At 64.6% G+C, this 17073-nt stretch carries 18 protein-coding genes and 1 tRNA gene; 7 read left to right on the top strand and 12 right to left on the bottom strand.

Going from position 1 to position 17073, the window contains the following annotated elements; all coding sequences use genetic code 11:
• Positions 1-119 precede the first annotated feature (119 nt).
• The 5 genes from L867_RS0100920 to lipB form a co-directional block, all read right to left on the bottom strand.
• Complete coding sequence (locus L867_RS0100920; protein WP_028735137.1) at positions 120-740, bottom strand: GNAT family N-acetyltransferase; 621 nt, start codon at positions 738-740, stop codon at positions 120-122.
• A gap of 47 nt (positions 741-787) precedes the next feature.
• A complete protein-coding gene (locus L867_RS0100925; protein WP_028735138.1) occupies positions 788-2071 on the bottom strand; it encodes a hypothetical protein in 1284 nt (427 codons plus the stop codon).
• Positions 2072-2113: 42 nt separating this feature from the next.
• The gene (locus L867_RS0100930) at positions 2114-2827 is read right to left on the bottom strand and encodes a hypothetical protein (RefSeq protein WP_028735139.1); all 714 of its coding nucleotides are present in this window, start codon (positions 2825-2827) and stop codon (positions 2114-2116) included.
• Positions 2828-2932: 105 nt separating this feature from the next.
• Complete coding sequence (locus tag L867_RS0100935; protein WP_028735140.1) at positions 2933-3859, bottom strand: DMT family transporter; 927 nt, start codon at positions 3857-3859, stop codon at positions 2933-2935.
• 88 nt (positions 3860-3947) lie between these two features.
• Entirely contained in the window at positions 3948-4700 is a 753-nt protein-coding gene (gene lipB, locus L867_RS0100940; protein ID WP_028735141.1) for a lipoyl(octanoyl) transferase LipB, read from the bottom strand.
• Between the two features lie 190 nt (positions 4701-4890).
• Between lipB and L867_RS0100945 the strand changes: the two genes are divergently transcribed.
• Positions 4891-4975: transfer RNA gene (locus tag L867_RS0100945), tRNA-Leu, on the top strand.
• 82 nt (positions 4976-5057) lie between these two features.
• Here L867_RS0100945 and L867_RS0100950 read toward each other — a convergent pair.
• Both L867_RS0100950 and L867_RS0100955 read right to left on the bottom strand, forming a co-directional pair.
• Complete coding sequence (locus L867_RS0100950) at positions 5058-5567, bottom strand: BON domain-containing protein (RefSeq protein ID WP_028735142.1); 510 nt, start codon at positions 5565-5567, stop codon at positions 5058-5060.
• Between the two features lie 77 nt (positions 5568-5644).
• The gene (locus tag L867_RS0100955) at positions 5645-6139 is read right to left on the bottom strand and encodes a peptide deformylase (protein ID WP_028735143.1); all 495 of its coding nucleotides are present in this window, start codon (positions 6137-6139) and stop codon (positions 5645-5647) included.
• A 208-nt stretch (positions 6140-6347) separates the two neighbouring features.
• Between L867_RS0100955 and mgtE the strand changes: the two genes are divergently transcribed.
• Together mgtE and L867_RS0100965 are read left to right on the top strand one after the other, a co-directional pair.
• Positions 6348-7766 carry a magnesium transporter gene (mgtE, locus tag L867_RS0100960; protein WP_028735144.1) on the top strand — a complete coding sequence of 473 codons (1419 nt, stop codon included), beginning with the start codon at positions 6348-6350 and terminating at the stop codon, positions 7764-7766.
• A gap of 67 nt (positions 7767-7833) precedes the next feature.
• Entirely contained in the window at positions 7834-8220 is a 387-nt protein-coding gene (locus tag L867_RS0100965; protein WP_028735145.1) for a MerR family transcriptional regulator, read from the top strand.
• A 15-nt stretch (positions 8221-8235) separates the two neighbouring features.
• Here L867_RS0100965 and L867_RS0100970 read toward each other — a convergent pair whose 3' ends face one another.
• From L867_RS0100970 to L867_RS0100980, 3 genes are all read right to left on the bottom strand, one after another.
• Entirely contained in the window at positions 8236-8712 is a 477-nt protein-coding gene (locus tag L867_RS0100970; RefSeq protein ID WP_028735146.1) for a methyltransferase family protein, read from the bottom strand.
• 12 nt (positions 8713-8724) lie between these two features.
• Positions 8725-9696 (bottom strand): DUF1624 domain-containing protein, encoded by a 972-nt coding sequence (locus tag L867_RS0100975; RefSeq protein WP_051438750.1) that lies wholly within the window; start codon positions 9694-9696, stop codon positions 8725-8727.
• Between the two features lie 64 nt (positions 9697-9760).
• A complete protein-coding gene (locus L867_RS0100980; RefSeq protein WP_028735148.1) occupies positions 9761-10459 on the bottom strand; it encodes a DUF599 domain-containing protein in 699 nt (232 codons plus the stop codon).
• Between the two features lie 579 nt (positions 10460-11038).
• Here L867_RS0100980 and L867_RS0100985 point away from each other — a divergent pair.
• Positions 11039-12439: an L-serine ammonia-lyase gene (locus L867_RS0100985; protein WP_028735149.1), complete on the top strand. Its 1401-nt coding sequence runs from the start codon at positions 11039-11041 to the stop codon at positions 12437-12439.
• A gap of 63 nt (positions 12440-12502) precedes the next feature.
• The gene (locus tag L867_RS0100990) at positions 12503-12940 is read left to right on the top strand and encodes a DUF1489 family protein (RefSeq protein WP_028735150.1); all 438 of its coding nucleotides are present in this window, start codon (positions 12503-12505) and stop codon (positions 12938-12940) included.
• A gap of 91 nt (positions 12941-13031) precedes the next feature.
• Here the strand turns inward: L867_RS0100990 and L867_RS0100995 are convergent, their stop codons facing one another.
• Entirely contained in the window at positions 13032-13424 is a 393-nt protein-coding gene (locus L867_RS0100995) for a GFA family protein (RefSeq protein ID WP_028735151.1), read from the bottom strand.
• A 229-nt stretch (positions 13425-13653) separates the two neighbouring features.
• Between L867_RS0100995 and L867_RS0101000 the strand changes: the two genes are divergently transcribed.
• Together L867_RS0101000 and dusA are read left to right on the top strand one after the other, a co-directional pair.
• A complete protein-coding gene (locus L867_RS0101000; protein ID WP_169734054.1) occupies positions 13654-14790 on the top strand; it encodes a thioesterase domain-containing protein in 1137 nt (378 codons plus the stop codon).
• 310 nt (positions 14791-15100) lie between these two features.
• Positions 15101-16129, top strand: coding sequence for a tRNA dihydrouridine(20/20a) synthase DusA (gene dusA / locus L867_RS0101005; protein ID WP_028735153.1), 1029 nt, complete (start codon positions 15101-15103; stop codon positions 16127-16129).
• Positions 16130-16449: 320 nt separating this feature from the next.
• On the opposite strand, the gene L867_RS0101010 is transcribed toward dusA, so the two are convergent.
• On the bottom strand, positions 16450-16662 hold the full coding sequence (locus L867_RS0101010) for a cold-shock protein (RefSeq protein WP_028735154.1): 213 nt from the start codon (positions 16660-16662) through the stop codon (positions 16450-16452).
• Positions 16663-17073: the final 411 nt, after the last annotated feature.

Here is a 17073-nt window from a genome sequence, read left to right on the forward strand (position 1 = left end):
TCTCTTCTCCGATATTGGCAATTGAGCGTTACAAGTCTGGCACGGTGGACGGCATGCCCTCAAGCGGCAGGGATAGCCCCGGTTGCGTCCACCGTCAGCAAAATAGGATGGTCGCGCCGTCAGCGCGGCTCGATCAGCGGCACATGGCGGGCCGCATCGCGCCGCATCTGTCCGGTCAGCCTCGGATCGTCGGTCACCTCAACCATGAAGGCATAGGGCCGGAAGCCCGAGCGCTGGTAGAAGGAAAGCGCACCCGGATGATCGAAATGGCAGGTGTGGACCCAGAACCGCTTGATCGGCTTATCCCAGGCCGTGTCGATCGCGGCATTCATCAGCGTCCGCCCGGCACCCTGGCCGATCGCATCGGAGACGAGGCCGAAGAAGGCCAGTTCGCATTCGCCCTCGGTGCGGAAATCGAGTTCCAGCAGGCCGACGCGGCGTGCGCCGTCGGTGAGCGCATGGACCTGGACGTCCGGATGGTGGAGAATGGCGCGAAGCTCTTCGTCGGGCATGACCAGCCGCGAAAACCACATCCACTCCTCGCCGATGGCGCTAAACAGCGCGCGGTATTCACCAAGGTCGGGCTTCTCCCATCGCACCAGGGTGAGGCCGGAATCCGCCGGGCGCGCGGGCTTGGCCGGCGGCTTTTCCAGCATTTCCAGGCAGGTGACGACGTTGGCGATCTTGCCGGCGGGTACGGCCGAATAGCCGTCGGGGAGAGGAGGGTTCACGGTATCCATGGCTGTCTTTGGAACCGTTCGGGCCATCCAAGTCAAGGGGGCGGATGTCACATCGGCGCGGTGACGAACAGCCGGTCGCAGGCGTAGATGATCCCCCCGGCATGGATCGACAGGGCCGCGCAAAGACCGAACCCGGTCATCAGCCGCTGCTGCTGGTTCATCGCCTCAAGCTGGAGGCGTGGCTTGACCTTGCGCGTACGGATCAGGCTCAGGAGCGCGAAGACCGAGAGCCCGGCGATCAGCGCCTGGGACGACAGGCCGATGCGCCATCCGGTCCAGACGATCGCCGAGGCCACGGTGAAGGTCGCGAGCGTCTGCATCGTGCGCCCGGCAAACAGCTGGCGCAGCACCTGGCCGCCGTCGAAACGGTGCATCGGCAAGAGGTTGAGCAGGTTGAAGGCGGAAAGGATCAATAGCAGCACCAGCACAGGGGCCGCCATGCTCGGCGCGAACAAGCTGTCGGCGGCCGCCTCGTGGGCGCCGATCAGGATCGGCACGGCGAAGGCCGAGACCCCGGCGCCCATCAACGCGCAGGTGGCGACCTCGAACCGGCTGGCATAGGGCCGCCCGCCGATCGCGATGCCGCCCAGAAGCGGCACGAAGATCATTCGCGTGTTGAGATGACCGAAGGTGCGGAAGGCCACCATGTGGCCGAGCTCGTGAAAGACGATCACCAGCGTCAGGAAGACGGAAATCATCAGTCCGTTGCCGTTGAAGCCGAAGAACGGCCAGAGCATCAGGGTGGAGAGCGCCGCCAGCGCGGCCTGGCTCAGCGGGTGTTCGAGCCGCCCGCGACCCGCCGCCTTGGTGCCGCCGAGATGCCGCTCCAGGGCGGCCATCTCCCGGTGCAGCATCAGGTAGCGATAGAGCAGGAAGCCGAGGCCGCGATAGCTGTCGGTCTGTTCGATTGCGACCGTCGAGCCCTCCGTCGCCGGGCCGATACGGCGGACCTCGCGGTAGCCCGACCAGAAATCCATGTCGAGCGCGCTGTCGGCGACGATTCTGAGTTCGCAGGAAAACTCGCCGTCGGCGGTCACCCCGGTCCGGTCGATCGCCAGCACACGGATGATCGGCCGGCCGCTACGGTCGGGGTCGCGATAGCAAAGCTCCAGGCGGTCCGGCCTGCCTTCGATCGGCCGGACGGAGGCGACGGCCGGGTGCCAGTCGGCAAGCCCGCCGGCGGGCCGCGTCATGTCCCAGAGTTCCTCCGGTCGCCTGTCCAGCCGCCGCCGCACCGAGATCGTGCGCGTGCCAAGCGGCGCCGCCATCAAAAGCCAGATCAGGCCGAGATTGACGCCGAGCAGGAGAAAGGCGGATTGGAAGATCGTCATCGCGGCATTCCCTTCAGGAAGGCGTCGGGCGGGGACCGGTGATCATGCCACCATCTCCGCGTCGAGGAAGAACGAGTCCGGCACATGCAGCCAGCGCCGCGGCGTTTCGGTCCGCGCCTGTGTCCTGCCGCGGAGCGACAGGATGGTATCGATCAACGGTTGCCAGTCGGGATGGCGGGCATGGGTGGCGGTCTCACGGTCGATCGTCTCGAGGATCGCGATCTTGGCCGGGGAGAGAAGGGGCGCTCCCGAGCCCAGCCGGTCGCGGAGGATCCGATGCACATAGGCGATGTCGTCCGCGCCGATCCCCGCCTGCAAGGCACGCCTTCTGGCATAGGCGCCGCGTTCCTCGTCAAGCGCTATCCTGAGCTGGTCGAGCATCAGCATCCCCAGCGACGGCGGGACGTGGCGAGCGATTTCCATCATGTGAAGAATGGCCGCAAATTCGAGTTCACCCTCTATCACGCCGTCATTTGACAGCACGCACTTCACCCACTCGACGTTGATCTCATCGAGCGAGCCTATGGGATAACAGCGGTCGACGAGAAAGCCCGCCAACTGTTCAATGAAATAGTCGGCCCATTCCGGGCATTTCTCCGGACAGCAGGTGTTGAGCGCCAGGAGCGTCACGACATCGTCAGGCGTCCTGACGCCCTCCGGAAACGTATATCTCCGCAGCAGCAACAGGTCCTCGACGGACAATCTGGTCTTCCCGGCGACGACACATGCCGGAAAAGAGAGCCGAAATTCGCTCATCTTTCTATCCCTGTTTCATCATGAAACTGGGCGGATCATAGCCCGACAAACCTTGCGTTTCCGCCAAGGGAAGGGGTTAGCGATTGTTTGACCGGAAAGGTAAAATCAGCGCCTTTCGGCGGCGCGGCGCTGTTCCCGCCAGAGAATGAACAGGCCCGAGCCGACGATGATCAGGATGCCGACCCATTTCGATACAGTCGGGAAATCGTTGAACAGGGCGTACCCTAAAATGGTCGCTGCGATGATTTCGAAATACTGGAACGGCGCCAGCACCGAGAGCGGCGCCATGCGGAAGGCACGCACGACGATCAGGTGGGCATAGCCGGAAATCGAGCCGAGAATGACCAGCAGGGCCAGCGCGAGCCAGGACGCGGGCAGAGAGATCGCGAAGTCCACTTGCCCCGCCGCGTTGCCGCCGATCAGCACCGCCCCCATGAAAAGCGTGCCGCCGATTCCGGCCAGGGTCTGCATGGTGACCGGCGCGTCGGCCTCGCCGATGGCGCGGTTGAGAAACATGTAGAGCGCGTAGAGGAAGGCGCAGGCGACCGGCAGCAGCGAGGTGAGGCCGAAGACGGCATAGCTCGGCTGGATGACGATCATCGCCCCGCCGAAGCCGACCACGATCGCCAGCCAGCGCCGCCAGCCGACCTTTTCGCCAAGGAAGATGGCCGACAGCGCCGTCAGGATGAAAGGCTCGACGAAATAGATGGCGAAGACGTCGGCGAGCGGCATGTACTTGACCGCGGTGAAGAACATCAGGCTGGCCGCCCCGTGCAGCACGCCGCGCAGAAGGTTGAGGCCCGGCCGCTTGGCCGAAAGCGCGCTCCAGCCGTTCATGGCAAGCAGGAACGGCACGATGCAGACGACCTGGAAGAAGAAGCGGTAAAAATTCACCTGCCCGGGCGACATGCCCTCGACATTCGCCATGTATTTGGCGATCGCGTCCATGAACGGCAGCACCATCATGCAGCCGGCCATCAGGGCCATGCCCTTGATCGTCGTGTCGGTGCCCGAGGGGCGGTTTTCGGGCATGGCAGTCGGCCTCGTTAAAGCGCTCACCAAGCACTTGTGCGAGAGTCGTTCAAGCCCGATTGCGGCAGGCGCGGTACGCGGGAGGCCGCTAGGCTCCCGCCGGCGAGGCTTTCGTCTCGACCGGTGGCGCCTCGCGCACCGTCGGCCCGAACACCTCCTCGAAGGCCTCGCGAAGCCGGATGTCGACATCGGCCATCATCACCAGCTGGCCGAGATCGACGAGGCTGGTCACGCCATAGGCGCTGATGCCGCAGGGCACGATGCCGGAAAAATGCGACAGGTCGGGATCGACATTGATCGAAAGGCCGTGAAAGCTCACCCAGCGGCGCAGCCGGATGCCGAGCGCCGCGATCTTGTCCTCGGCCATCGAACCGTCGGCAAGCGCCGGCTTTTCCGGACGGCGCACCCACACCCCGACCCGATCCTCGCGCCGCTCGCCCTTGACGTTCATCTTCTCGAGCGTGCGGATCACCACCTCTTCGAGTGAGGCCACATAGGCCCGCACGTCCTGGCGGCGGCGCTTGAGGTCGAGCATCACATAGGCGACCCGCTGGCCGGGGCCGTGATAGGTGTATTCGCCGCCCCGGCCGGTGGAAAAGACCGGGAACCGTTCCGGTTCGATCAGGTCCTTCGAATCGGCACTCGTGCCGGCGGTATAGAGCGGCGGATGTTCGAGCAGCCAGACCAGTTCGTCCGCTTCGCCATTGGCGATCGCGGCGACCTGCCGCTCCATTTCAGCGACCGCTTCCTCATAGGGGACAAGACCGTCCGAGATGCGCCAGCGCACCGGGGGCGAGCCGGGAAGGGCGAACATTTCGGTGGAAAGGTCAGTGCGCTGCATCGGGAAAAGCCCTCTTTTTCCCTCTACTTGGCAAGAAAGCCCCGGGACTTCAAGGGCTGCGCCGCCTTGCCCGGCAAACACCCGCAACGGCCCATCCGGGAAATCTCAAAAAACTGTCATCTTGGCCTTGTGCACCCGGAGTGCTTTTGCTACATGCAGCCCCGCCGGAGCAATTCGGCGCTACCAAGATGCGGTCGTGGCGGAATTGGTAGACGCGCAGCGTTGAGGTCGCTGTGTCGCAAGACGTGGAAGTTCGAGTCTTCTCGACCGCACCATTCTTCCTCCGGGAAGAATACGAAAGCCGGCTCGCCGAAAGGCAGCCGGCTTTGTCGTTTCCGGAATTCCCTTGTTAGCTGATCAGTCCGAATCGCTCGGGATATGCGTATCGACACCCATGGTGGTGACGAAATTGCGCACGGTCGAGACGCCCTTCACGGCCACCACCCGCATCTCGATCATCCGCCGCTCCTGCGTGGTATCGACGGCGCCCCGCAGGGTGACGACATGGCCGTCGGCATGGATGTCGAGCGCGTTCAACAGCAGATCGGGCAGATCCTCCAGGGCCGCCGCGACATCGGCCTCAAGCTGGTCGCTGTTCTCGCGGTGGTCGGTCTCCGGCAGGACGGGAGAGGCGAGCGGTGCCTGTCCGCCGTCGGCGGAGACATTGGTGATGCGGTAGCCGCCATTGCGCTCGCGGTCGAAATTGGCCTCCGTCTCGCCATAGGCGCCATTGCCGACCGGTCGCGACACGGCGCCCGCGCCGTCGTCATAGGGCCAGCCGTTCTCGATGTCGCGCTGTTCGAAGTCGCGGTAGTCCTCTTCGCGGCTGAGGTCCTTCTTGATGTCCGTCCCGTCGGCGATGGCCATGATGTCTGCTCCTTCATGTCTGTGTCCGGTGGAAACGCATGAAGGGCGTCTTGGTTCGGTCCGGCCGCGCGCCGATGTCACCGGCCGCTCTTTTCCCATTTGCGGATCAGCCGGTCGCGCTTCAGCTTCGACAGGCGCTGCAGCCAGAACTCACCGTCGAGCTGATCGATCTCATGCTGCATGCAGATCGCCGGAAAGCCCTCCAGCCGCTCCTCGTGCACGACCCCGTCGAGATCGCGGTAGCGGATGTCGACGGCGCGCGGCCGCGTCACGGTCTCGGTGGCGCCCGGCATGGAGACGCTGCCCTCGGTGTGCTCCATCGTCTCCGCCGAGAACCACAGGATTTCCGGATTGGCATAGCTCCGCCGGCCGCCGATCTCGGCCAGATCGAGCACCACGAGCCGCAGCGCGACCCCTATATGGGCGGCGGTGATTCCGACGCCGGGCGCGGCCCGCATCGTGTCATAGAGATCATCGGCAAGAGCGCGTAGTTCGGTGTCGAAGGCTTCGACGGGCAGGCAGGCGCGCCTGAGGGCGGGGTCGGGAAAACGGATGATCGGACGAACGCTCACGGGGACCTCTTCGGCGGCGGACGGGTCAGGCAAAGCGGTGGCGCAATCGAGGCTGGACCCCGCTTCGCCAATAGGTTAGCAGGAAGCTTCGGCAATTGCATATCGCCCCGTTCGCTGTGCTGGGCAGTTGTTGACAATGCGTTTTCCCAAGCCATTCTCCATGGCGGCAGGAAGCTGGGCAGTGATTTGATTTGGCGAGGGCGCGAGCATGACCGAGACCGGCGAAGACATCCGCGTTCGCGTCGTCCAGGACGAAGCCCCCGAAGACATCTATGCCGAAAACGGCTCGATCCGCACCGACTTCCTGACCATGGTCGGGGCGGCAATCGCCGACCGTGACCTGCTCTTCCTGCGCCAGCGCGTCGCGCGCTTGCACGAATCGGAACTCGGCGACCTGATCGAGGCCATCCAGCCGGACCAGCGCATCGCGCTCGTGCGCCTGCTGGGCGACGACTTCGACATGACGGCGCTGACCGAGGTGGACGAGGCGATCCGCCTTCAGATCGTCCAGCACCTGCCCAACGCCCAGATCGCCGCGGCGATCGGCGAGCTGGATTCCGACGACGCGGTCTACATTCTCGAGGACCTCGACCACGAGGACCGCGAAGAGATCCTGTCGCAGCTGCCCTTCACCGAGCGGGTGCGGCTGCGGCGCGCGCTTGACTATCCGGAAAGCTCGGCCGGCCGCCGCATGCAGACCGAGTTCGTCGCGGTGCCGCCGTTCTGGACGGTCGGCCAGACGATCGACTACATGCGCGACGAGGAAGACCTGCCGGAGAGCTTTACCCAGATCTTCGTCATCGACCCGACGTTCAAGCTGCTCGGCACGATCGATCTCGACCGCATCCTGCGCACCAAGCGCCAGGAGAAGATCGAATCGATCATGCGCGAGACGAGCCACCCGATTCCCGCCGAGATGGACCAGGAAGAAGCGGCCCAGCTGTTCGAGCAGTACGACCTTCTGTCGGCGGCCGTCGTCGACGAGAACGACCGCCTGGTCGGCGTCCTGACCATCGACGACGTGGTCGACGTGATCCAGGAAGAGGCCGAGGAAGACCTGATGCGCCTCGGCGGCGTCGGCGACGAAGAACTGTCGGACAGCGTCATGGAAACCTCGCGCTCGCGCGTTCCCTGGCTTGCCGTCAATCTTTTTACCGCCTTCTGGTCGGCCTCGGTGATTTCGCTGTTCGAGGCGACCATCGAGCAGGTCGTGGCGCTCGCCATCCTGATGCCGATCGTCGCCGGCATGGGCGGCAATGCCGGCTCGCAGACCATGACCGTGACCGTGCGCGCCTTGGCAACGCGCAACCTCGACATCCACAATGCCTGGCGGGTTGCCCGCCGCGAGGCCGGCGTCGGGCTGATCAATGGCGTGCTGTTCGGCTGCCTGGTCGGCCTGGTGGCAGGCTTGTGGTTCCAGGATGTGTCGATCGGCGGGCTGATTACCACCGCCATGCTGATCAACATGTTCGCCGCCGCCATGGCCGGCATCTTGATCCCGCTTCTGCTCAACAAGGCAGGCGCCGACCCGGCCGTTTCCTCGGCAGTCTTTGTCACTGCGATCACCGATACGACAGGGTTTTTCAGCTTCCTCGGGCTCGCCACCTGGTGGTTCATGTCCGGCTGAAACGCGAAAAATTGACTTATACGTAAAAGTCAATATTATACCGTTTCCCTAATGAATCGGAACGGTTGTGAAGAAGTATTACAGTATAACTGAACTGACGCGCGAATTTGGAGTGTCGACCCGCACGCTTCGCTTCTACGAAGACGAGGGTCTGCTCCATCCGGAGCGTCGTGGCCGCACGCGCCTCTATCGTGCCGCCGACCGCCATCTGCTGCAGGAAATCCTGCGCGGCCGGCGGATCGGGTTTACCGTAGCCGAAATCCGCGAAATTATCCACGTCTACAAGGAGCCGCCGGGCGAGATCGGCCAGCTCAAGCTGATGATGAAGAAGATCGACGAGAAGCGCGACGAGCTTCGCCAGAAGCGCCGCGACATCGACGAGACGCTCGCCGAACTCGACAATGCCGAGGAAACCTGCCTGACGCGCATGGTGGAAATCGGCGTCGGAACCTGATCCGACGCCGCGTCGTCAGAGCCAGCGCCGGGTGCGCTGGCAATATTGCTCGAAATCGATCCCGAACCGCGCCAGAAGATGCATCTCCTCCTTGCGGATGGCGATGAAGGTGGTGACGATCGCCGCGCCAAGCGCCGCGACGAAGAACCAGGCGCTGCCGGTAAGGAAGCCGATCGCCAGAGTGATCAGCGTATAGCCGAGATAGATCGGGTTGCGGCTGTAGCGGAACGGGCCGCTGGTCACCAGCCTCAGCGCGCCGCGATGCGGCAGGACGGTCGTGTGGTATTCGACCAGCGTCTTGATCGCCCACAGGTCGAGAAACAGGGCGACGGCGACGAGCAGGCCGCCGATCGCGTAGAACAGATAGCCGTTGGGCATCACCGAAGGCAGAATTCCGATGAAGCGTTCGGCCAGCAGGGCGAAGAGAATGGCCAGGCCGTAGAGAACGGGCGGCCAGGGAAAGCTCAGCGGCTTCAATCTATAGGCATTCATGGTCAGGTCCTGTCATTGACTGGTGGCCGAACATTCACGCGCAAGCTCTACGATCCGCGCATCCTGGTCCGGCAAGATTGCGCCAGACTGGAGGGGTGCGAGAAGCGACTGCTGCTGCAGCCGGTCGAGCGTGCAGGCACAGAAGCGGTTGCAGATCTCCGCCGGTGAGCCTTCGGCCAGGCAAGCGTTTTCACAACTCGCCAGATAGGACTGGATAGGATCAGGTTTTTGTGGCGGCGCTATGATCGAGATCACATAGACCACGGCAATCAGCACCGGCTGGTGCAGAAGATAGACGATCAGGCTGTGGCGTCCCGCCAGCCGCAGCCATGCGGATCCCCCCGGCAGCCGCGCCAGGCCCTGCAGCCAGCCGCGCGACAGCGCCACCCGCGCCACGGCGATGCCGATCAGCAGCGCGCCTATCCAGGGCAGCAACGGCACATAGTCGTTCGAGCGCGGCAGGTGCTGCGACAGCCCGACAAACAGCAGCGCCGGCGCGTCGAAAATCTCCGAGCGATAGAGGTTGGGCAGGGCGATCGCGGCTGCGGCCGCAGCCAGCGTGACGAGCGGCGGCAGGCGCACGAAGGCAAGCCCGATCAGGCTTCCGGCGGCAATCGCATGCAGGATGCCGAAGAAGATCATGCCCTCCGGCACGGCGATTGCGGTCGCGACGGTGATGGCGAGCGCCGCAGCGACGATGACCGCCAGCCGCTTGGCGAAGGATCTGGCGCGGAGGGCCGGATAGTGCGCCAGCACCAGGCTGAATCCGGCGAGGAAAAGAAAGCTCGAGGCGATACCCCGGGCATAGATCTTCAGCCAGCCATGGGTCGCCGTGCCCGGCTCCAGATAGCCGAAGAACTCGAAATCCCAGGTGAAGTGATAGGTCGCCATGGCGATGAGGGCGAGGCCGCGCGCCGCATCGAGCGCTTCGATCCGCCGGGGTGCCGCTGCCAATGTCTCGCTCTTTTCAAGATCAGCGGTCACGCGCGTTCCTTCCGTCTTGCCGTCTCGTTCTGCGCCCCTGCCAGACCGCGCAAACGTGACCGTTTCATGGCGAGGACGGCGGCGATTCGATCAGCGCCAGGCGCGCTTCGGAGAAGAACTGCCGGCGCAGGAGGACGATGAAGACGGTGACCGAGGTCGCCATGAACAGGTAGGGGCTGGCAAACCAGCCGAGATAGCCGATCGACATGAACAGGGCGCGAAGTCCCGCATTGAAGTGGCTGGCGGCGATGATGTTCATGCGGATCGTCAGTTCGGCGGCGCGCGCCGCGGCCTCCGGATCCCGCCGCGCCTCGTCGGCCATCGGCAGCGCGCCGAACAGGATCGTACAGTAGTTGAACAGCCGGTAGGACCAGCCGAATTTGAAGAAGGAATAGCCGAAGATGGCGGTCAGCACGAAGACCTTGAGCTCGAAGGTGGTGCGCCCGCCCGGCATGACAAAAGGCAGGTCCTTGAGAACGGTGTCGACCTGTTCCGTCTGGCCGAGAAGGGCAAAGCAGCCGCCGATCGCCAGGATCGACGTCGAGGCGAAGAAGGCCGTGCCGTTCTGCAGGCCCGACAGGATCTGCGTGTCGATCATCTTCAGGTCGCGGCCGAGCGAATTCATGATCCATTGGCGCCGACGCTCGGCCATGGCCTGGGTCAGGCTGGTGCGGGCGAATATGCGGCCCTGGCCGGTGATCCAGGCAAAGGCGAACCACAGGAGGCCGAACAGGCAAAGCGCGAAATAGTCGAGAACAGTCATGGCGGCTCCGAAGCAGGGGGCTGCCTTTTTATGCGGACTTGCCCCTTTCTCCACAAGCGAATTAACCAGACTGCAAAACCTTGGTCTAAAACGGGGCAATTCGGCAGGCCGCCGGCAGGCGTGAACTCGCGGCTAAGGCATTGAAATTTCGTGTATCCATGCGTGAGGTGCATGGCTGTCGCGCGTTGAGTGCCTTTCTTTTGCCTTTTTTGCAGTTGCGAAGGGCCGCGGATTTTAATAAATCCTTTCGCACGAAAGCGGTCGGGGGACGGCTTTCTGCCAACAACGCTTAAACGGAGTCTTCATGGAAGACAGCATCCAGAAATCCTGCTGGAACGTCACTTTTCGGGCATTGGTAGGATTTGCCGGCATTTTGTGCCTGGCTTATCTTTTTGGCAGTATCTGAACCGGTTTTTTCAATTCGGTTTCGGGCAGCGCGGGTTTTTCGACCCGCGCTGTTGTCGTTTTGGGGGGGTGTCCCATGTCGCGGCGGTGAAAATGGATGTCGGTCCGTCGCCGCATTCGCCATTCATGTTATTCTAGCCTGTGGCAAGTGAGCCCGAGCAAGGCGGAGTCGGCATGTTCCTTTCGGTTTTCGATGTGTTCAAGATCGGGGTAGGCCCCTCGAGTTCCCATACGATGGGGCCGATGACGGCCGCCAATCGTTTCCTCGACCTGATAGCCTCCGACAGCTGGCCGCGGCCGCACGGCGCCCAGGTGGCGGCGCTGAAAGCCAGCCTGCACGGCTCGCTCGCCTATACCGGCATCGGCCATGGGACGGGCAGGGCGGTGATCATCGGCCTGACCGGCGAGGCGCCGGACAGGATCGACCCCGACAGGATGGACGCCATCGTCGACGAGGTCGATCGCAGCCACAAGGTCGCGCCGCCCGGCCATCCGGCCTATCATTTCAACCCGAAGGAAGACCTCGTCTTCGACAAGAAGGTGCCGCTTTCGGGCCATGCCAACGGCATGCGGCTCTCCGCCCTCGACAAGGACGGGCGTGTGCTCTTGACGACGATCTACTATTCGATCGGCGGCGGCTTCGTCGTCACCGACACCGAGCTTCTCGCCATGCAGAAGGCCAAGAAGGCGGCCTCCAGCCACAAGGTGCCCTATCCCTTTGCCTCGGCCAGGGAAATGCTCGCCATGGCGCGCCGCTCCGGCCTGACGATCGCCCAGATGAAGCGGGCCAACGAAGAAGCGGTCATGGACCGCGAGGCGCTGAATGCCGGCCTCGACCGCATCTGGGACGCCATGACCGGCTGCATCGACCGAGGCCTGAAACAGGACGGGCGCCTGCCGGGCGGCTTGAACGTGCGCCGCCGCGCCCGCTCGATTCACGACCAGCTGCAGGAGGAATGGCGCTCCAACCGGCAGAACCCGCTGCTCGCCAATGACTGGCTCTCGGTCTATGCCATGGCGGTCAACGAGGAGAATGCCGCGGGCGGCCGCGTCGTCACCGCGCCGACCAACGGCGCGGCCGGCGTCGTGCCGGCGACCATCCGCTATTACCTGCATTTCCATCCCGATGCCGACCAGGACGGCATTCGCGACTATCTACTCACGGCCGCCGCCATCGGCGGCATCATCAAGCACAACGCCTCGATCTCCGGCGCCGAAGTCGGCTGTCAGGGCGAGGTGGGCTCGGCCTCCGCCATGGCGGCGGCGGGGCTGGCAGCCGTAATGGGCGGCAGCCCGGAGCAGATCGAGAATGCCGCCGAAATCGCCCTGGAGCACCATCTCGGCATGACCTGCGACCCGGTCGCCGGCCTAGTCCAGGTGCCCTGCATCGAGCGCAATGCGCTGGGCGCCGTCAAGGCCGTGACCGCGGCTTCACTGGCGCTGAAGGGTGACGGCGAGCATTTCGTGCCGCTCGACGCCTGCATCGAGACCATGCGCCAGACCGGCAACGACATGAGCGAGAAATACAAGGAAACCTCGCTCGGCGGCCTTGCCGTCAACGTTGTGGAATGCTGAGGGCGGCTGTCGGCGAACCGCTTTGCCCTTGACGCCGGCGGTGAGCGGATTATCACCGGTGCCATGACACTGCACATGATCAAGCTCTGCGTCGGCGCCGACAGCCTCGACGATCTTCGCGAATGGGTGGCCGAGCGCGCGCTGGTCGCAGTTGCGGCGGGCCTCGAGCCGCAGTCGGGCCATGTGACGCGCATGGTGCCCAAGCGCATGGACGAGCTACTCGATGGCGGATCGCTCTACTGGGTGATCAAGGGCCAGGTCGCCGCCCGCCAGAAACTGCTCGACATCAAGACCTTCACCGGCGCCGACGGCATTTCCCGCTGCGAACTGGTGCTCGGCCCCGAAGTGATCGAAACCGCTCCCGCCCCCCGCCGCCCCTTCCAGGGCTGGCGCTACCTCGAGCCCGACTCCGCCCCCAGAGACCTCAACGCCTCGGGCGCCAATCTCGAGGACATGCCGGAAGATCTGAAGCGCGAACTGGCGGAACTCGGGCTGCTGTGAGGGGGGGGCGTCCGGTTTCGGCCAGGACGGCGACCGTTCCGCCTTGCCGCAACAACGCCCTTGGGATCAGCGACGCCGGCGCCCTGTATCCCTAATCCTCGAAGCGGCTCGTCCCATCGCGATTGTGCTCGTAGTGCCACTTGAGCGGAAAGGGCGGCAGCCAGGACTCGCGGCGGACGGTCCAGAGTTCGTAGGTCGGCACCAGCTGGTCCGGCGCATCCAGCGATCCGAGGTTCACCTCGATTTCGTCGCCGCTGCGGCCGAAGACGGGCGAACCGCAGCGCGGGCAGAAGAATCGCCCGGCATAGTCGCGCGTCTCGCCCTCGACCGTCACCGCATCCTCGGGAAAGATCGCCGAGGCGTGGAACAGCGCGCCGTGATGCTTGCGACAGTCGAGGCAGTGGCAGAGGCCGACCCGGTAGGGCCGCCCCGTTGCGACTAGGCGGACATTGCCGCACAGGCAGCCACCGCGATAGGTTTCCATGATCAGTCTCCTTGAAGCTTGGTCGGACTCTAGGATCAACGACGCAGGGCCTGCAATGGTTGCTGAAGGCGCGCCTTCCTTATTCACGCGGGGCGTCGGCCCCAGTAAGCTCCTGTGGCCGACCATTCCGCTTGGTCGGCGCTTTGCGGGCCGGCAGCATTGGCGGTCTGAGCTTAACCGATATGAAAGAGAGTTCTGCAATGCTGCCGCCGCGAAAAGGGGTGTGCCTTTGGCATTGGCGAGCGAAAACCGACTGGAGCATGAGCCCGCGCCGCCGGCGGATGCGCTGCGGTTCGAGGCGCTGCTCGTTGATCTGGCCACCAAAGTGCTGCGCAAGCAGGTCGGCCCGCAGACGCAGCTCATCGACGCCTTCAACATCAATCGCGCACTGCGCTTCATCGATGCGGTCTGGCAGGCGACGGGCATCGAACTCGACGTCAATAGCTTCTATCTCTGGCCGACGGTTCCGGCGCTTGCCGGCGCCATGGCGGACGGGTCGTTCCGCGCGATTCCGAAACTGATCGAAATCAAGGGCGGCACAGGGGCCGGGAGCCTCGTGGTCTTTGCCGGCGGCGTCAGCTGCTTTCTCGAAATGAAGGATTTCGTCAACGCCCTGTCCTTCGAGGGTGCAGTCTACGGCATGGCGCTCAGTGCCTTCGACCGGCCGGCCGCGCAGCCCGCCGAAGTGGCCGACGAGGTTGCCGCCTGTCTTTCCGCCCTGCGGGCCTCCGGTCTTGTCCCGTCATACCGGCTGGTCGGCTATTCCTTCGGCGGCATCGTTGCGCTTGAGCTTGCCCGGGCGCTCGATGCCTGCGGCGTGGCCTGCGATTTTCTCGGGCTGATCGACAGTCCGCAGAGCGAGCATGCCTGGCCGCTGCGGGCCTGGCTGTCCTTTGTTGCCGGACGCTTCGTTTCGGGGCGGCGGGCAAAGGCGCCGCGGAGCGCCGAGGCAGCCTGCGGCGAGCCCGACGAGCCGGGGCCGGGACCACGACCCGGCGGCTGGCGCCAGAGGCTGCGCCGATTGTCCTTCCGCTTTCGCGATCCGCGCGGTGAGGATTACCCGACGCTGGTGCCGCAATGGGTGGGCGGCTATCCGCCGGCCTATGGCCGGGCCGCGTGCCAGCTCCTGCGCATGAAGGGCCTCTATCGCCCGGAGCGCTTCCGAGCGCCGCTGGTATTCTACCGCACCGAAGGCGGCTCGCCGGTCGATTGCGACCCAAAACGCATTTGGGACCGGATCCTGCCGGATGCGGAGTGGGTGGATGTTCCCGGTAATCATCAGTCGATCATGGTCGGGCGTCATGCAAGGGCGCTGGCGGCCGATCTCAGTCGCCGGCTGTCGCAGCTGGCTTCGACCCGAGCCTGATCCGCCACCGCTTTGCCGGAGGTCGGACGACCTCTGCTCCTCATGACGCGATCCCGTCCGATGCGGGGCTGCCGCATGTCCGGTCTGGCTCTGGTTTGGCTCAGCGTGCGCGCCGCTGCTTTCTTGCACACTGCCGCGGCCGGCCTGCCCGGTGGTCCCCCGGGCAGCATTGTGCAGCAAGCATTTGTATTCTTCGCCCGCCTCGGCTATTTCCCCGCGAGGTGCAAGCCTATGTGGGTTTGCAGAAGCAGCGACGCGGGCGCCCGGATGCCCGTCTTTCCTCTCAGGCACGGAGATCGGCTTGGTCAGCATGGCAGGCGAATATGCGGCGCGGCACAAGATCTTCGCCGTTGCCCCGATGATCGACTGGACGGACCGGCATTGCCGGTTCTTCCACCGGCGCCTGAGCACCCGCGCGCTGCTCTATACCGAGATGGTGGTGGCCGACGCGATCCTGCACGGCAACCGCGACCGGCTGCTCGCTTTTTCGCCGCAGGAGCATCCGGTGGCGCTGCAGCTTGGCGGGTCGGACCCGGCAAAGCTTGCCGAGGCGGTGCGGATCGCGGCGGATTTCGGCTATGACGAGATCAACCTCAATGTCGGCTGCCCATCCGACCGGGTGCAGTCGGGAACCTTCGGCGCTTGCCTGATGCGCGAGCCGGAGACAGTGGCGGCCTGTGTCGCGGCGATGAAAAAGGTCGCGACCGTGCCGGTGACGGTCAAGTGCCGGATCGGCGTGGACGACCAGGCGCCGGAGGCGGTGCTGCCGGATTTCCTCGCCCGCATGGTGGCCGCCGGCGCCGATGCGATCTGGATCCATGCGCGCAAGGCCTGGCTGCAGGGCCTGTCGCCGAAGGAAAACCGCGACATCCCGCCGCTCGACTACGAGCTCGTTTACCGGATGAAGCGGGAGAACCCGAAGGTCTTCCTCGGCATCAACGGCGGCATCGACACGCTCGACAAGGCGCTCGGCCATCTGGCCGTGATGGACGGGGTCATGTTCGGCCGGGCCAGCTATCACAATGCCACGCTTTTGACCGAGGTGGACGAAAGGATCTATGGCGAGCCGGCCCGCGCACCGGACTGGGACGGGGTGCGCGACGCGATGATCGCCTATGCCGACCGCGTCATCGCGTCCGGCGGGCGGCTCAACCATGTCACCCGCCACATGATCGGCCTGTTCCAGGGCTTTGCCGGGGCCAGGCGCTACCGGCAGATCCTGTCGGACGCGACCAAGCCCTCGGCCGGGCCGGAGCTCATCGCCGAGGCCTTTGCCGCCGTCGACATTGCCGGCGGGCCGAAGGTTTCACCCGAGACCCGGCAGGCGGCGGCGGTCTGAGGCGCCACCGGGGGCTGCAGCCCGCAGGGGCAGGGCGTTGAGCTCCGAGGATCTGGCCCTCAGAAACACAGCTGAGGGGCCGACGTCCGACGCCGAAACCAAAACCCCGGCCATCCGCGACGAAGCCATTCTCTCCCGCCTTCGCCCCGCGGGGACATTTTTTCTACGCAACCTTGTCGCCTGCACGGCCTTTCCCGGCGTCGCGCCTCCCCATGGGGCAGGCAATTCCCCGTGAGTCAGCCCGTCCGCCGGCGGCGCAACGAAAAACGGCGCCCCGAGGGACGCCGTTCGATAAGATCATCGCCTTTGGGCGAACAGGCTCAGAAAGCCTGGATGTTGACGGCCTTCGGGCCCTTGCCCATGCGGTCCGGCTCGGTGTCGAACGAAACCTGCTGGCCGTCCTTCAGGGTCTGGATGCCCGAAGCCTGGAGAGCGGAGATGTGAACGAAAACGTCCTTCGCGCCGCCTTCCGGGGTGATGAAGCCGAAGCCCTTGTCCTGGTTGAAGAATTTTACGGTGCCTTTGGTGGCCATGGGAGAGTTCCTTGTCCCTTGTGTCGTTGGTTTCCCCACGCCCGGCAGGCCGGAAGAGGGGGCGATATTGCCCTTCGGTGTGACGGGCTAGTCGGAAGTCGCGATAACGGGGAAAGAACGTCTACCAGCGGGAGGAAGCCCCCAGGACCGCTCCGGGCGGTCATACAGTCGGTCCAGTCTCCGGGATCATTAGTGCCCGAACGACGCCATTGCTAAGGCCTTTTTCGGTAAAAGGCAAGAGGCTAACATCGGCGACATCGTAGCGGTAAATTGGCAACCAGCTGAATCCATTAAGATTTGAGGGGTGCGGCGCGGGACGGCGCGGGTGCGCCGCGGCACGACGACCCGCACCCGGCCGCCTTTGCCTATCCCGCGTGCGATGGCCGGCCTTCGTCATTCTTTGGACAAGCC

Source organism: Paenirhizobium selenitireducens ATCC BAA-1503, from assembly GCF_000518785.1.
GTDB lineage: Bacteria > Pseudomonadota > Alphaproteobacteria > Rhizobiales > Rhizobiaceae > Allorhizobium > Allorhizobium selenitireducens.

What these genes read in the sequence shown, in the direction of transcription:
- L867_RS0100950 (WP_028735142.1), bottom strand. Translation starts at nt 5,567, where the DNA reads ATGGCCATCGCCGACGGGACGGACATCAAGAAGGACCTCAGCCGCGAA.
- L867_RS0100985 (WP_028735149.1), top strand. Translation starts at nt 11,039, where the DNA reads ATGTTCCTTTCGGTTTTCGATGTGTTCAAGATCGGGGTAGGCCCCTCG.
- L867_RS0100930 (WP_028735139.1), bottom strand. Translation starts at nt 2,827, where the DNA reads ATGAGCGAATTTCGGCTCTCTTTTCCGGCATGTGTCGTCGCCGGGAAG.
- L867_RS0100925 (WP_028735138.1), bottom strand. Translation starts at nt 2,071, where the DNA reads ATGACGATCTTCCAATCCGCCTTTCTCCTGCTCGGCGTCAATCTCGGC.
- L867_RS0100980 (WP_028735148.1), bottom strand. Translation starts at nt 10,459, where the DNA reads ATGACTGTTCTCGACTATTTCGCGCTTTGCCTGTTCGGCCTCCTGTGG.
- L867_RS0100920 (WP_028735137.1), bottom strand. Translation starts at nt 740, where the DNA reads ATGGATACCGTGAACCCTCCTCTCCCCGACGGCTATTCGGCCGTACCC.
- lipB (WP_028735141.1), bottom strand. Translation starts at nt 4,700, where the DNA reads ATGCAGCGCACTGACCTTTCCACCGAAATGTTCGCCCTTCCCGGCTCG.
- mgtE (WP_028735144.1), top strand. Translation starts at nt 6,348, where the DNA reads ATGACCGAGACCGGCGAAGACATCCGCGTTCGCGTCGTCCAGGACGAA.
- L867_RS0101010 (WP_028735154.1), bottom strand. Translation starts at nt 16,662, where the DNA reads ATGGCCACCAAAGGCACCGTAAAATTCTTCAACCAGGACAAGGGCTTC.
- dusA (WP_028735153.1), top strand. Translation starts at nt 15,101, where the DNA reads ATGGCAGGCGAATATGCGGCGCGGCACAAGATCTTCGCCGTTGCCCCG.
- L867_RS0100990 (WP_028735150.1), top strand. Translation starts at nt 12,503, where the DNA reads ATGACACTGCACATGATCAAGCTCTGCGTCGGCGCCGACAGCCTCGAC.
- L867_RS0100995 (WP_028735151.1), bottom strand. Translation starts at nt 13,424, where the DNA reads ATGGAAACCTATCGCGGTGGCTGCCTGTGCGGCAATGTCCGCCTAGTC.
- L867_RS0100970 (WP_028735146.1), bottom strand. Translation starts at nt 8,712, where the DNA reads ATGAATGCCTATAGATTGAAGCCGCTGAGCTTTCCCTGGCCGCCCGTT.
- L867_RS0100935 (WP_028735140.1), bottom strand. Translation starts at nt 3,859, where the DNA reads ATGCCCGAAAACCGCCCCTCGGGCACCGACACGACGATCAAGGGCATG.